We start from the raw sequence: 14448 nt of genomic DNA, 5'->3' as shown, positions 1-14448 counted from the left end.
ACCTTTTGTCACCGCCAGTACTGACATAGCAAAATCAAGTTCACAAGATTTTTGTATACAGAATACAATGAATCCAGTATTCACGAATCAACACTCGTGCCGGAAAGGAAATTGTCCATTGTCAGATCGCAGCCTCACCCAAACCGACCTATCGGATCCGGCTCTTTACGATGCAGGCATTCCCCACCAGGTGTTTGCAGAAATCCGCAAACAACCCGGGCTGAGCTGGAACCCGTTACAAGGTGAAGATGGATTTTGGGCGGTGACCCGGTTTGAAGACATCGTTGAAGTCTCTCGCCACCCCGAGACCTTTAGTTCCGCCACTGGCCACATCCAGATCTATACAGTGCCCGACGACTGCCTGGAGGCACGCGCCTCGATGATTGACATGGACCCGCCCAACCACAGCCGGTTACGGCGCTTGGTCAACCCTGGCTTCATCCCCAAAAACCTCCGGCTTTTTGAACCCATTGTTCGCCAACGCGCTTCGGCATTGCTGGATGATCTGGTGGCTGAAGGCGGCGGGGACTGGGTCGAAAAAATTGCCAAGCCAATTCCGATCAGCATCATCTGTGACATGCTTGGTGTGCCGGAAGAAGACCGTAACTACATGATTGAATTGACGGATCATCTGGTTGCTGGCACCGCGAACAAACCGCTTGATCCCAATGCCTACGGCAACACCACTCCGCTTCGGTTCCTGCCATTTGAAAGCCCCGCAGCCTTTGCGCTGGACAATTACGCCCGCGATCTTGGCAACAAACGCAGGGCCGAACCGCAGGATGATCTTGTCACCAAACTGATCAACGCCGAAGTCGATGGTGAAAAACTGACCGAGGCAGAATTCACGAATTTCTTTCGCCTGCTGATTTTCGCTGGCAATGAAACCACCCGGTCAGCAATGTCCAATCTGGTGATCCAGATGGTGAACAATCCCGAAATCTTTGCCAGTATCAAAGACAACCCGGATCTGATCGATGGGGCCGTGGAAGAGATCGTCCGGGTGGCATCGCCTATCCTCTACTTTCGCCGCACCGCAACCTGCGACACCGTGCTGTCGGGAACCCCGGTTAAAAAGGGCGAAAAAGTTGTAATGTGGTACGCCAGCGGAAATTTCGACGAAGCCCGGTTCGCCGCACCGCTCGACTATGATGTTACCCGCCCCAAAATGCCCCACATCGGCTATGGCGGTGGCGGCGTCCACACCTGTCTAGGCGCAGGTTTGGCGCGCATTGAATTACGTATCCTGCTTGAGGAAATTCTGAAACGCGACATGAAAATCTCCTTGGCCGAGCCTCCCGAATACGTCCACTCCAACTTTGTGAATGGCATCGAAAAACTAGTCGTCCGCCTCGGCTAGTTCCACCCAATTACAGGAGGCGCAGATGCTGCCCAACCGCGCGACCCCGCAGACCCGGGACTATACCATCACCCGCAAAAAGACAGAGTCCGACAACATAATGTCGTTCTATCTAAACCCAACAACTGGCGCCTGCCCCGATTTTGTCCCTGGGGACTATCTGGTCTTTACCGTACCCGATGAACAGGGTGTGCCGGTGAAACGGGAATACAGCATCTCGCAGCGCAGCAGCGATGGATTGCGGGTCACGATCAAACATGAAACCGCCCCCCAAGACAAAGATGTGCCACCCGGAATTGCATCCAGCTATTTTCATAGCAAGCTCAGCGAAGGTGACACCGTCACCGCTTATGGTCCCGCTGGCAAGTTTGCCTTGAACCAGAGCTCGGATCGGCCGGTGGTTTTGCTCAGCGGTGGCGTCGGTCAGACCCCATTGCTGGCCATGTTGCAGGCACTTGCAGCACAGGGCAGCCGCGAAACGGTGTTTATTCATGCTTGCGAACATGGTGGCGTCCATGCGCTCGGTCAGGAAGTACGTGATTTACAATCCAGTTTTGACAAGCTTGCCAGCCATATCTGCTACGCCAACCCACGGCCGCAGGATGGCGGTTATGACAGCAGTGGTTTTGTCACCCGCGCCCTGTTGCAGCAGTTGATGCCAAAGACCCCCGCTGAGTATTATCTCTGCGGTCCCGGCGCTTTTATGGAAGCAATGTACGCGCTGCTTTTGTCGCTGGGTGTCGACGAAGACCTGATCTATTATGAGTTCTTCGGCCCTGCCACGCTGCTAAAACCAACACGATCTAAATCAGCCCCCACACCGCAGGCCGCCAACCTGCCACAGATCACATTTGCTCAATCCGGGATGCAGGTGGCTTGGGATCCGGATATTCCCAACTTGCTGGAGCTAGCCGAAGAACATGGCGTGATGGCAGACTATAGCTGCCGGGCTGGCACCTGCGACACCTGCAAAACAAGAGTAACAGCAGGTGAAGTCGAATACCCCGAAGAACCAATGGAACGCCCAGGTACGGGGTTTGCCCTCCTGTGCTGTGCGGTGCCCAAGGGCGACGTGACTCTGGACATCTAATCAGGACTAAATAATGAAAATTGGTATTTTGCAGACAGGCCACACAGCCGAGTCCTTGATCGACAAGCACGGTGATTTTGACGCCATGTTCCACAACTTGCTGGCGGGGAAAGAGTTTGAGTTTCAGACTTGGAATGTGGTCGATGGTATCTTCCCTCCCAGCCCGGATGCCGCTGACGGCTGGTTGGTCACAGGCTCCAAACACTCCGCTTACGAAGATCTGCCGTGGATTTCTGAGTTGGTGAATTTCCTACGCGAAACCTATGCAGCAGATCGCCCAATTGTCGGCATTTGCTTTGGTCACCAGATCATGGCCTTGGCCCTAGGTGGCACGGTTGAACGCTTTGATCAGGGGTGGTCGATCGGGAATCAATCTTACCAGATGGCGGATGGCACAGATTTGAGTGTTGTCGCCTGGCATCAGGATCAGGTTACCAAACTGCCACAAGGCGCACAGGCTACCGGTGGGTCACCCTTTTGCAAAAACGCCTTTATCACCTATGGAAACCGCGCTTTTACAGTCCAGGCACATCCTGAATTCAGCGCAGAATTTGGTCGCGATCTCTCAGATTACCGCCGCGACGCCCTCCCCCCAGAATTGATCGAAGCCGCCAAGATTGCCTATGACCAACCGCTCAGCACCGCTACATTGGCTGGCCAGATCGCTGGCTTTTTCAGGACGCGCAGCATTTAGCGCGTCCTGAGGTCGCCCTAGATACCACCTAAACAGATGGATTTCATTTCAAGATAATCCTCGACCCCCTGACGCGCACCTTCTCGTCCAAGGCCAGATTGTTTGATGCCTCCAAAGGGGGCGACTTCTGTTGAAATCAACCCAGTATTCACCCCAACCATGCCGTATTCCAGCGCTTCTGCCACCTGCCAGACCCGCGACAGGTCACGCGCATAGAAATATGAGGCAAGACCAAATTCGGTATCATTGGCCTGCGCAATCACGTCATCAACCGTATTAAACCGAAACAGCGGCGCAACTGGACCAAAGGTTTCTTCGCGGGCAATTGCCATCTCACGCGTCACATCCCCCAGTACCGTGGGCTGGAAAAAGCTTCCCCCCAGCTCATGCCGGGCGCCCCCCGTCAGCACCCGCGCACCTTTGCTGGTGGCATCTGAAATATGGGCGCTCACTTTGACCACCGCACGGGCATCAATCAACGGGCCGGTTGTCACCCCATCCTGCACCCCATTACCAACTTTGATGCCGGAAACAGCCCGTGTCAGTTTTTCGGCAAAGGCATCATAGACACCATCTTGCACATAGATCCGGTTGGCGCAGACACAGGTTTGTCCGTTGTTGCGGAACTTGGCGATCATTGCGCCCTCGACTGCCGCATCCAGATCCGCATCGTCAAACACAATAAACGGCGCATTACCGCCAAGCTCAAGGCTGAGTTTTTTGACCGTATCTGCACATTGCCGCATCAGGATCTTCCCAACGCCGGTTGAACCGGTAAAGGTCAATTTACGCACAGTCGGATTGGCACACATCTCGCCCCCAATGGCTGCGGCATCGCGCCCGGTGACTATGTTCAACAGCCCCTTGGGCAAACCGGCCCGTACCGCCAGTTCTGCCATTGCCAGAGCCGAGAACGGGGTTTCGGAGGCAGGTTTTAGAACCACCGCACAGCCTGCCGCCAGAGCAGGCGCAACCTTGCGGGTGATCATCGCATTGGGAAAATTCCACGGCGTAATCGCCGCCACAACGCCCACTGGCTGCTTGATCACCATTAGCCGTTTGTCCGGTTGATGGCCGGGGATCGTTTCCCCGTAAACCCGCCGCGCTTCTTCGGCAAACCACTGGATAAAGCCAGCACCATAGGTCACTTCTCCCAGTGCCTCAGCCAGCGGTTTACCCATTTCTCTGGTCAGGATCAGGGCCAGATCTTCACGGTGTGCCATCATTAGGTCGTACCAGTGCCGCAACACGGCTGCCCGTTCTCCGGCGGTTCGGGCTGCCCAATTTTTTTGCGCGATTTCAGCCGCCGCAATCGCCGCTTTGGTCTCTGCTACACCCAAATCAGGAACCGTACCAATTTCTTCGCCGGTGGCCGGATCATGAACCGCAATCACCGCCCCATCAGAGGCCTCAACCCAGTCGCCATTTAGGAAAGCCCGCTGGCGAAACAAGGCTTTGTCTTGCAAGTGGATCATTCTCCCGCCTCCCGCGCTGCAGGGATCACGTCACTCAGAATGCCCAGCGCTTCGGCAAAGACCGCATCAGGAATTGTCAGCGGTGCCAGAAAACGGATCACATTGCCGCCAACGCCACAAGTCAACAGAATCAGCCCACGGGCCATTGTCCTGGCTTTGACCCGTTGCGCCATTTCAGGGTTTGGCGTGCCCTCAGAAGTTACAAACTCAGCCGCCACCATAAACCCAAGCCCACGCACATCGCCAAGTTCAGGCACATCGGATTGGAGATCCCGCAAATGCGCGATCAAATCCGCCCCCAACTTGCTAGCGCGCTGGCACAATTGTTCTTCATCCAGCACATCCAGCACTGCAAGTGCGGCTGCAATGGCCAATGGATTGCCGCCGTATGTCCCGCCCAAACCTCCCGGATTAGGTGCATCCATAACCTCGGCACGCCCCGTGACAGCGGCCAGCGGCATACCCCCGGCCAACCCCTTGGCCATACATGTCAAATCAGCCGCAACGCCAAGGCGCTCCATCGCAAACATCTGGCCGGTGCGACCAAATCCAGTTTGAATTTCATCAGCGATCAACAAGATCCCATATTCATCGCAGAGCTCTCGCAACCCTGTCATCAACGCCCTTGGCGCGATGTTGAAACCGCCCTCGCCCTGCACCGGCTCAATGATGATTGCAGCCGCTCGTAATGGATCGAGATCCGTTTGAAACAGGCTGCGCACCGCCGCAAGTGCGGCCTCAGCCGAGATCCCGTTTTGCGCGGTTGGAAAGGGCACATGATAGGTGTCGCCCATCATGCTGCCAAATCCCGCACGATAGGGTGCCACCTTCCCTGTCAGCGACATCCCCATATAGGTGCGACCGTGAAACCCACCACCAAAAGCAATCACCGCGTCACGTCCAGTATGGGCGCGGGCGATTTTGACCGCATTTTCCACAGATTCAGCACCTGTGGTCACAAAACAGGTTTTCTTGGCAAAATCGCCGGGTACCAGCATGTTCAGCCGCTCTGCCAACGTCACGTAGGAGGCATAGGGTAAGACATGGTGGCAGGTATGGGTAAAATCCTCCAACTGTGCCGTAATCGCCTGCACTACTTTTGGGTGCCGGTGGCCGGTATTGACCACCGCAATTCCAGCCGCAAAATCGATATAGCGGCGGCCTTCAGCGTCCCAAACTTCGGCGTTTTCGGCGCGCGCGGCAAAAACCGGGTTCATCAATCCCACGCCACGGGGGATGGCAGTGGCCCGGCGGGCCGTCAGGTTGCTATTGGTATCAGGCATGATTGGTCTCCGGATATCAGGACGTTGCAAATTCAAAGTGGTAAAGCGCGGGTAAGCAGCCAGACAAAACCGGCGATCCACAGCGTTTCGATCAAGACGATGGCCAGTGCGCGCGGTCCAACGGTGACGATCTCACCCAGCAGGGTTTTCATCCCCAGGGCCGCAATCGCACCAACCAAAGCCCATTTAGAAGCATCCGAAAGCACCAAGGCTGTAGCGACCGGAATGACACCCAACGAATTCAGGGTCGCCAGCGCGACAAAGCCAAACAGGAACCAGGGCACAGGGACCGATCCACGCGGCGCACCTTTGCATGCGCGCAGGCCAAACAGCACGACAAGACCGATCACCGGCACCAACATCGCAACCCGCAGCAGTTTGATCACCGTTGCAATGTCGCCTGTCCTCTCTGACACCGTATAGCCAGCGCCCACCACCTGAGCCACGTCATGGATCGTTGCCCCCAAAAAGATGCCTGCGACCTGATCGGACATACCAGCGAGCTGGGTGAACATGGGATAGGTTATCATGGCAACGGTGCTAAACACCGTCACCGCCACCACCGTAAAAACAGTATCCCGCTCGACAATGCCGCCCTCGCCTTTCGGCAATACCGAGGTCAGAGCCAAGGCGGCTGAAGCCCCACAGATGCCCACCGCGCCACCAGTCAGAACGCCAAAGGATAGGGTGCGACCGATAAGCCGGGCCGTCAGAATACCCATGCCAATAGTGCTGACCAAACTGACCAATACAATCAGCACCGCATATGGCCCAAGCTCGAATATCTGGGCAAAGGTGATCCTCGCGCCCAACAGCGCCACCCCGACCCGCAGCACTGTGCGGGACATGAAATTGATACCTGCGGTGAATTTGCCGTCACGGTCGACAAAATTGAACGCCATGCCCAGAAGCAGTGCAAACAGCATCACTGGAGCGGTATATTGCGTAGCAAGAAACATGGCCGCCATAGCCGCGGTTGAACTCAGCACGACCCCCGGGATCGCCTCTTGGATCCGCGACTGCAGATTAGATAACATCCGATTTCCTTCGCCCAGTTGGGATTACGCAGCAGCGGCAGCAGCGCGATTGCGGAAAAAATCTGTGAGGGGGGTTTCGTGTTTCAACACACTGCGTTCCGCAATAAGCCCTTCAACCATTGCCCTGTCACCACTGCGCGAGGCAGCCTCGATCAGGGTCAGATTGATGACATCGCGTTGTGCAATGGATCCGCCAAACAGATGCGCCGAATGACGCGCACCCGACAGCAAACCTTTTGCCTTTTCATAGTCACCACGCCCAAAGGCCTGCAGTCCTCTGACAATCGGCAAACCAGCGGTGCGGATAACAATTGAACTGGTGCCGCTACCCTCTTGATTGGCCTCCAGCGCCGCAATTAGCGCCTTGGCCTCGGCATCCCGACCGGCGGCAGTAAAGGCCATCATCGCATGTAGATCTGTGAACGGCATATAGGCTTGATCTAGGACCTTGGCATACTGATCCGCAACAATGCCCCAGCGATCCCCCGTATCGACGCCATCCATGTTCAACCGCCATAGCAACGCGGCTGAATCATGCACATCCATCAGTTCGGAACGGTCGGTGACCAGCATATATTCATCATGAGCCGCCAGTGCGCGATCAAATTCACACTGCTCCAACCAGTACAACTGCTGGTGCCAGCGATTGTGGATCGACATGTAACTGTCACCGCCCCAATGCGCCTCACAACGCTCCATAAAGCCAAGCCCTTCGTCGACCTTGCCCTGCATTTCATAGCAATGCGCCAGTGCATGCACACTCCAGGTATCAGCTGGATTCAGAGATACGGCCTTTATTGCCGCGGCCTCGGCCTGCGGATAGTGTCCGCATTCCTCCAGACCAAAGGCCGACATACCAAGCACAAAGGAATACTCAGGATCCGCCTCACTCCATTGCGCCATCACCCGTGTTGGCCGGTCCCGACACGAACTGGCCTGTCCCAGAAGGAAATCGACCTGATGACCAAACTGCAGCGCACACAAATCGCGCGGACAGTGCAAGAGGATATCCGCATAGGCCTGTGACGCAGCATAGAAATCACCGCTCAGCCACAGGGTCATCGCCTGAATATGCCCCAATTCACGCGCATTGGCCTTGTTCGCCAATCCAACCAGAACATCGTATTCAGCCCGCAAATGAGCCTGTTTTCGTTTATCGCTGGAGATCAGATACATACCCGCCAGAAAACACCGGGCCATAATGAAATCGGGGTCCGTTTTCAGAACCGCCTTGATCATCGTGCCTGGGGCGGGCGCATATTCTAACAGACGCACCGCGGCCTGTGTAAATGCATCTACCGCAGCCTGATTATGATGTGAAACAGGCGCACCAAAGCCATCGTGCAAAATCATCTTATTCTCCAAACTTTGGGTAGGCTCAGCCGCGATATCCGTTGCGGGTCTGCGGTAGTTTCATGTCCAGCACTGCACTTGCGACCTGATTACGCAGCATCTGCGCGGTGCCGCCACCGATGGTGAACATTCGTGCATCACGCGCCATGCGCTCCATTGGCAGACTGCGGCCATACCCACGCGCGCCAAAAATCTGCAGCGCGGTATTGGTCACCGTGACAGCATTTTCAGCTGCAAACACCTTTGCCTGCGCAGCCGCATTCTTGTCGGGATAGCCTGTCCCGCCGCTCTTGGCTGCTTTGTAAATCAGGGCCTGGGCTGCACTCAGACCAATTTCCATATCGGCAATCATCCATTGAAGCCCCTGGAACTCTGCAATTGGGCGACCAAACTGCTCGCGATCCTTGGCAAACTCCACTGCTCGTTCAAAGGCGCCCTGCGCAATCCCATGCGCCACGGTTGCGGCACCAACACGCTGGCCATTATAGGCGCTCATCAGGGCTGCAAACCCGCGCTTAAACCCCTGCGGCAGTTGGATCACATGCGCGTCCGGGACAAACATGTCCTCAAACAGGATCTCGGTCTCCGGGATGCCTCGCAGCCCCATCGCATATTCACGGGCGCCAACTTTCAGGCCCTCGGTGTCATCACGAAGCGCGATAAAACCGCCAATCCCCAGATCTTTGCCATCGTCGATGACCCGAGCAAACACCAGATGCAACTTGGAGACCCCGCCCCCGGTGATCCAATGCTTCTTACCATTCAGAACATAACCACCATCCGTTTTCACTGCGGTGGTCGTCATTTCCGTCGCAGCACTACCCGCGCCTGGTTCGGTAATGCAAATCGCCGGCTTGTCACCTGCCAGCACATAAGATGCGGCCAGTTTCTTTTGTGCGTCCGAGCCATAGCCCATGATCGCACCGACACCGCCCATGTTGGCCTCAACCACAATCCGCGCGGTGACACCGCAATTGCGGGCCATCTGCTCAATCACCAGCACGGCATCAAAGTAGCTCAATCCCCGACCACCAAACTCAGTGGGGATCGTCATTCCCATGAAACCGGCCTCGGTCAGCTTTACAACGGTATCCCAAGGATAGTCTTCACTGCTGTCAACATCAGCGGCTCGGTCCCGAACATGGCCGTCAGACAGGGCTTTGGCTGCTTGTTGCAGCGCTTTTTGGTCGTCGGTTAAGTCAAACACGATAGGCTTCCTCAATTCGTTACGGCTCAAGCGGAGGCAGCGGCAGATCTCAACTCTGCCATCTCATCCAAGATTTCTTCACTGTCTGCGCCACACAGCGGCGGCGCCCGGCGATAGGTCACAGGCGTTTTGGAAAACTTCGCAGGGCTGCCGATCAAGTCGACGGTCCCGGTGCCAGATTTGGGGTGCTGCATCGACACTTTCATGTCCCGTGCCCGCACCTGATCACTGTCAAACACCTGATCCAGTTGATTGATTGGACCGCCCGGCACGCCACGCGCCTCCATTGCGGTCAACAACGGGGTTTGCTGTTGCTGGCGCAGCAATGGTGTCAGCAGAGCAATCAGCGCCTCGCGGTTTTCCAGTCGCGATGGATTGGTTGCATAGTCCGGGTCCGCAGCCAGATCCGGACAGCCCAGAATGGTACAGAACCGGACAAATTGCCCATCATTGCCCACCGCCACAATGACATGGCCATCACTGACCTCGAACACCTGATAGGGAACAATATTCGGGTGTTGATTGCCGCGTCGCTGCGGCAGCTCCCCTGACAACAGATAATTGGTGCCCTCATTGACCAGCCAAGAGGTCTGCACATCCACCAGCGCCAGATCAATCTGCTGGCCTTCTCCGGTTGCATCGCGGTGCCGCAACGCTGCCAGGATAGATGTCGCTGCATACATACCGGTCATCACATCACAGATCCCAACGCCAACTTTCATCGGTTCGCCCTCGGGAACACCTGTCAGGCTCATGATACCACCAAACCCCTGGGCCAGCAGATCATATCCGGCGCGATGCGCGTTAGGGCCTGTTTGCCCAAACCCCGTGATCGAACAATAAACCAGCCCCGGGTACTCGGCCCGCAAGTCATCGTAAGACAGCCCATAACGCGCCAATCCGCCAACCTTGAAGTTTTCAACCAGCACATCACAGGTACCAAGCAGCTCTTTCACGATGGCCAAGCCTTCAGCTGTGGCAATATCCACTGCAATCGACCGCTTGTTGCGATTGGCCGACAGATAATAAGCACTTTCGCTGCTAGCCACACCGTCGACATCCGTTACATAAGGCGGCCCCCAGCTGCGGGTATCGTCACCGGCACCAGGGCGTTCGACCTTGATGACATCAGCCCCCATATCACCCAATAGCTGGGTGCAGTATGGACCAGCCAAGATGCGGCTAAGGTCCAGAATTCGCAACCCGGCCAGCGGTCCTGTAGGTTTTTCGATTGATTGAACCCTGCTTCCCACGCTGCGCCTCGTCTAAATTTTGCGGCCCATTTTCTGGACACACTTCAACTTGGGTCAACGATATCGACGAGAAAACATGTAGAAAAGCGATAAATTAGCGATTATAGTGTTCGAAATAGTAACAAAGGACTCGCCATGAACCTCCGTTTTTTGAGGACAGTTGTCGCCGTATCTCAATACCCAACCTTTGTGGCGGCTGGCGAAGCAATGGGCCTGAGCCATTCGGCCGTCAGCGTGCATATCAAGACACTGGAAGATGAGCTGCAAATCACTCTGGTTGATCGCAAAAAACGTCCGCCTGTCCTGACAGATCGTGGCATTGCATTGGTTGAACACGCGCAGAAGATTTTCGAAATAGTGGATGATATCAAATCGCTAACTCATGAAGAAACGCTCATCGGGTCAATCACGATGGGGGTTGTTCCTTCAACTCTGGTGAACCTGGTTCCCCCCGCAATTGCCAGCCTGCGCGCCGCCCACCCCAAATTGCATATCAAGATCAAAACCGGGCTTTCGGCTGATCTGGCCCAACAAGTGCGCAACCGTGATTTGGATATGGCTGTGGTCACAGAACCCGATCGCCCTCTGGCCAATCTAAGGGCTCAGGTCATCTGCACGGAACCATTGCAGTTGCTGGCCCCAAAATCAGCGCAAGACATGACCGAAAAAGAGCTCTTCGCCAATTACCAGTTCATCTGGTTTAATCGCCAGACCTGGGCTGGCCAGCAGATCGAACGTCATATTCTCGACCGCAAGATCCATGTGGAATCAGCCATGGAGGTCAGCGCACTGGAAGCGGTGGAATCGCTGGTCCGACACGGTATTGGGATTTCAGTTGTACCCCAGCAAATGTGTGCACCAAAGGACCGACCCGATCTGACCGTCCGCGATTTTGGCTCTCAGGATCTCGCACGTAAACTGATCATGCTGGATCGCAACAACAATCCACGACGCCGACTGTCCGACGCCCTGTTTGATGCCTTTCAAAACGTCATCACTTCAGGCGCAGATGCCCAGACCGCAAACACCGACGCGCGGAACAATTGATAGCCCAAGGCTAGACCGCAGGGCCAACAAAGCGAAAACACTCAAAATGGTGAAATCAACAAAAAGGGGGAAGTGGCGGACCGAGGAGGATTCGAACCCCCGACCCCCTGATTCGTAGTCAGGTACTCTATCCAGCTGAGCTATCGGTCCACTGTTTGCGGGGTTTAGTGGCAGCATGAGACAGGCGCAACCCCAAAATTTTGTCAAAATCATCTCGGGGCCAACCCGGTTGCGTAGCGGGGCTTGCTGCACTCCTCTTAAAGTGTCAGGCACAACAACGCAGACCTCCGCGATTGGTTGTCTCCATGCAGTTGATAAGGAATGCAATCCAGCTATGGCTACTTGGTCCGATTTGGAAAGGGAACTCAGCATTTGGCACGCAGCTGGGGTCACTCCGACGTTTTGGTGGCGCGATGATGACGCCGAATCTACATCTCCTGCTCTGGATACTCTTTTAGCACTGGCCCAGCGTCACAGCGTGCCAATTCATCTCGCAGTTGTGCCAAAATCTGTCGGCCCAGCTCTGGCCAACCGCCTAAGCCATGCAGCTGATACCTATGTACTGCAACATGGCTTTGCGCATGTGAACAACGAACCCTTCGGTGCCCGAGCGTCCGAAGTGGGCGAGCACCGTGATATCGATCTGCAATTGCGTGACCTGAAGGACGGGTGGCAACGTCTGGTTCAAGCTCAGATCCCCAACCTACTGCCCGGTTTCGCTGCTCCATGGAACCGGATCGCTGACAAAACCGTTGCCCATTTCCCAGATCTTGGCTACCGGCTGCTTTCAACCTGTCACGCCCGCAAGTCTCCCTCGCCCGTTGCTGGCGTAACTCAGGTGAACATTCACTTCGATCCAATCCGCTGGAAACAGGGGCCGAAATTCCGCGGCACAGAGGCCACCCTTGAAGGTGTGGTCGAACATCTGGTGCAACGTCGTACCGGGCTGGTGGACAAAACTGAGCCAACCGGGCTTTCAACCCACCACCTGCAAACGGACGATACAGTTTGGTCCTTCACCGACCAGTTGCTAGAGCGGCTGACCCACAAGGGCGCCAGCGAGTGGATTCGACTGTCTTCGTTTCTTGACCAAAAATAGGCCCGCCCCATGATCGATATCACCTATGGCAAACCGGAAGACCGCGAAGAGATCGCGCAATTCATGCAACAGGTGTTTCCACGCGCAAAATGGTCGATGGATGGCTGGCGGGCGATATTGGATGGTCGCTGGGGGCGCCCCGGTGATCCCTATGCCGTCACTGTACGGGACAATGGAAAACTGGTCGGTGTTCTGGGCCTGATCACCGCCCAGCGCCCGACCGATCACGGCCTACGTGTTACCGCCAATATGACCTCGTGGTACCTGCTAAAGCCATACCGGGGCACCGGCATTGGCCGCCGCATGATCGATCTGGCCACCGCCCGCACTGACATTACGGTGACCGACTTCACCAGTTCCCCCGGTGCTGTTCACGCCGTCAAAAGCGCCGGTCTGGTGGAATTGGATACCACCCGCCTGATCTGGCATCCGCGCGCAGTGACAGCTCCGCCTCTCCCTGTCCACGGCGACCCGCTTGCACGCGCTGAAACCCTCGACGCCAAAGACCTGCGCGTGCTGCGCGACCACGAGGGACTAGACCTAACCCCACTCATCGTAGAAACCCCTGACGGGCCCTGTGTCATCATTTTGTCGATCAAGCAGAAACATGACGACTACGTCACGTATGAGGTCATGTACCTCGGCAACCGCACGCTCTTTGCCCGCCACGTCCGTGCCATCGCCGACAGCCTGCTACCGCAGGATCGCGCGATTCTATCGGTTGACCGCCGCTTACTGCCTGCCGATGTAACCCCTGATATGACCGAGGAGTTTGCAGTACCGCGGTTCTACACCCCAAACCGCATGCCACCAGAAGACATCGACCATCTTTATTCAGAGGTCGTCCTGCTTGGAATGAAGCTGTACTGACTGTTTTTCCTGCACGTTGAACGCCCCCCTTGCGGCTAGTCACACGAAGAAGTGTCCGCTGATGGTCCGGCAGAAGACTTGACCGCAAAAGGTGGGGCTATACGAACTACAGGTCAAGAATTCTTATCTAGCAGATTGAAATGACCCAAACTTCTGAACGCGAAATCACTTTTGTGCGTCTACCTGACGTCTCTGCCGACGACATAATTGCGCATATGTCGGATCCTCGTGTCGCTGAACATATGCCCTTGCTGACTTTTGACTGGGATCACAAAACCGCCGCGGATTTTGTTGCCGCCAAAGAACAATGCTGGCAACGCGATGGGCTTGGCCATTGGGCCATTCTTTGCAATGGCGCTTATGTTGGCTGGGGTGGATTTCAGAAAGAAGGGGATGAATGGGACTTTGGTCTGGTTCTAAAACCCCAGAGCTTTGGTTTGGGGCGGCGCATTTCAAAGAAGGCACTTAAGATCGCAAAGGCAGATCCAAGAATACCATTTGTGACATTCCTCTTGCCGCCATCCCGCAAGAATCTCGGTGCCCTCACCCGACTGGGCGCCCAGTTTGTTGAAGAAACCGAATATGCTGGTGCATGGTTTATGAAATACCGCCTGAACACTCTGTAGCACCACTTTCAGGCACTTTGCCGCAAAGGCAAAACCATATCTTTCATGAAGCTG

General features: G+C 55.7%; 13 protein-coding genes and 1 tRNA gene. 7 read left to right on the top strand and 7 right to left on the bottom strand.

Annotation, left to right across the window (positions count from 1 at the left end):
• The first annotated feature begins 118 nt into the window (after positions 1-118).
• Genes GO984_RS20480 through GO984_RS20470 form a run of 3 tightly spaced genes read left to right on the top strand, consistent with a single transcriptional unit; the run spans position 119 to position 3144 of the window.
• Positions 119-1360, top strand: a complete 1242-nt coding sequence (locus GO984_RS20480) for a cytochrome P450 (protein ID WP_167740444.1) — start codon at positions 119-121, stop codon at positions 1358-1360.
• Positions 1361-1385: 25 nt separating this feature from the next.
• The gene (locus GO984_RS20475; RefSeq protein WP_157024419.1) at positions 1386-2450 is read left to right on the top strand and encodes a 2Fe-2S iron-sulfur cluster-binding protein; all 1065 of its coding nucleotides are present in this window, start codon (positions 1386-1388) and stop codon (positions 2448-2450) included.
• 13 nt (positions 2451-2463) lie between these two features.
• A complete protein-coding gene (locus GO984_RS20470) occupies positions 2464-3144 on the top strand; it encodes a type 1 glutamine amidotransferase (protein WP_157024418.1) in 681 nt (226 codons plus the stop codon).
• Between the two features lie 17 nt (positions 3145-3161).
• Here the strand turns inward: GO984_RS20470 and GO984_RS20465 are convergent, their stop codons facing one another.
• The 6 genes from GO984_RS20465 to GO984_RS20440 are packed head-to-tail and all read right to left on the bottom strand — an operon-like array spanning position 3162 to position 10752.
• On the bottom strand, positions 3162-4619 hold the full coding sequence (locus GO984_RS20465; protein ID WP_157024417.1) for an NAD-dependent succinate-semialdehyde dehydrogenase: 1458 nt from the start codon (positions 4617-4619) through the stop codon (positions 3162-3164).
• On the bottom strand, positions 4616-5902 hold the full coding sequence (gene gabT / locus GO984_RS20460) for a 4-aminobutyrate--2-oxoglutarate transaminase (protein WP_157024416.1): 1287 nt from the start codon (positions 5900-5902) through the stop codon (positions 4616-4618). The genes GO984_RS20465 and gabT overlap by 4 nt, the downstream gene beginning before the upstream one ends.
• 32 nt (positions 5903-5934) lie before the next feature.
• Positions 5935-6939 carry a YeiH family protein gene (locus GO984_RS20455; protein ID WP_157024415.1) on the bottom strand — a complete coding sequence of 335 codons (1005 nt, stop codon included), beginning with the start codon at positions 6937-6939 and terminating at the stop codon, positions 5935-5937.
• Positions 6940-6963: 24 nt separating this feature from the next.
• Complete coding sequence (locus GO984_RS20450) at positions 6964-8292, bottom strand: tetratricopeptide repeat protein (RefSeq protein WP_157024414.1); 1329 nt, start codon at positions 8290-8292, stop codon at positions 6964-6966.
• A gap of 25 nt (positions 8293-8317) precedes the next feature.
• Positions 8318-9499, bottom strand: coding sequence for a 3-sulfinopropanoyl-CoA desulfinase (gene acdA / locus GO984_RS20445; protein ID WP_167740443.1), 1182 nt, complete (start codon positions 9497-9499; stop codon positions 8318-8320).
• A gap of 26 nt (positions 9500-9525) precedes the next feature.
• Positions 9526-10752, bottom strand: coding sequence for a CaiB/BaiF CoA transferase family protein (locus GO984_RS20440; protein ID WP_342448118.1), 1227 nt, complete (start codon positions 10750-10752; stop codon positions 9526-9528).
• A 135-nt stretch (positions 10753-10887) separates the two neighbouring features.
• On the opposite strand from GO984_RS20440, the gene GO984_RS20435 reads away from it, so the two are divergent.
• Positions 10888-11799: a LysR substrate-binding domain-containing protein gene (locus GO984_RS20435; protein ID WP_157024413.1), complete on the top strand. Its 912-nt coding sequence runs from the start codon at positions 10888-10890 to the stop codon at positions 11797-11799.
• A gap of 73 nt (positions 11800-11872) precedes the next feature.
• Here GO984_RS20435 and GO984_RS20430 read toward each other — a convergent pair.
• Positions 11873-11949 (bottom strand) — tRNA-Arg (locus GO984_RS20430).
• A gap of 184 nt (positions 11950-12133) precedes the next feature.
• Between GO984_RS20430 and GO984_RS20425 the strand changes: the two genes are divergently transcribed.
• From GO984_RS20425 to GO984_RS20415, 3 genes are all read left to right on the top strand, one after another.
• Positions 12134-12898, top strand: coding sequence for a polysaccharide deacetylase family protein (locus GO984_RS20425; protein ID WP_157024412.1), 765 nt, complete (start codon positions 12134-12136; stop codon positions 12896-12898).
• A gap of 9 nt (positions 12899-12907) precedes the next feature.
• Positions 12908-13768 carry a GNAT family N-acetyltransferase gene (locus GO984_RS20420; RefSeq protein WP_157024411.1) on the top strand — a complete coding sequence of 287 codons (861 nt, stop codon included), beginning with the start codon at positions 12908-12910 and terminating at the stop codon, positions 13766-13768.
• Positions 13769-13908: 140 nt separating this feature from the next.
• Positions 13909-14394 (top strand): GNAT family N-acetyltransferase, encoded by a 486-nt coding sequence (locus tag GO984_RS20415; protein ID WP_157024410.1) that lies wholly within the window; start codon positions 13909-13911, stop codon positions 14392-14394.
• Positions 14395-14448 lie beyond the last annotated feature (54 nt).

Origin of the sequence: Parasedimentitalea huanghaiensis, from assembly GCF_009753675.1 — a bacterium.
Lineage (GTDB): Bacteria > Pseudomonadota > Alphaproteobacteria > Rhodobacterales > Rhodobacteraceae > Parasedimentitalea > Parasedimentitalea huanghaiensis.
The sequence above is the reverse complement of the archived record's forward strand: the minus strand, read 5'-3'. Positions and strand labels throughout refer to the sequence as shown.

Excerpts from the sequence above, each read along its gene's own strand:
- GO984_RS20475 (WP_157024419.1), top strand. The coding sequence starts at position 1,386 with ATGCTGCCCAACCGCGCGACCCCGCAGACCCGGGACTATACCATCACC.
- GO984_RS20470 (WP_157024418.1), top strand. The coding sequence starts at position 2,464 with ATGAAAATTGGTATTTTGCAGACAGGCCACACAGCCGAGTCCTTGATC.
- GO984_RS20465 (WP_157024417.1), bottom strand. The coding sequence starts at position 4,619 with ATGATCCACTTGCAAGACAAAGCCTTGTTTCGCCAGCGGGCTTTCCTA.
- gabT (WP_157024416.1), bottom strand. The coding sequence starts at position 5,902 with ATGCCTGATACCAATAGCAACCTGACGGCCCGCCGGGCCACTGCCATC.
- GO984_RS20455 (WP_157024415.1), bottom strand. The coding sequence starts at position 6,939 with ATGTTATCTAATCTGCAGTCGCGGATCCAAGAGGCGATCCCGGGGGTC.
- GO984_RS20450 (WP_157024414.1), bottom strand. The coding sequence starts at position 8,292 with ATGATTTTGCACGATGGCTTTGGTGCGCCTGTTTCACATCATAATCAG.
- GO984_RS20435 (WP_157024413.1), top strand. The coding sequence starts at position 10,888 with ATGAACCTCCGTTTTTTGAGGACAGTTGTCGCCGTATCTCAATACCCA.
- GO984_RS20425 (WP_157024412.1), top strand. The coding sequence starts at position 12,134 with ATGGCTACTTGGTCCGATTTGGAAAGGGAACTCAGCATTTGGCACGCA.
- GO984_RS20420 (WP_157024411.1), top strand. The coding sequence starts at position 12,908 with ATGATCGATATCACCTATGGCAAACCGGAAGACCGCGAAGAGATCGCG.
- GO984_RS20415 (WP_157024410.1), top strand. The coding sequence starts at position 13,909 with ATGACCCAAACTTCTGAACGCGAAATCACTTTTGTGCGTCTACCTGAC.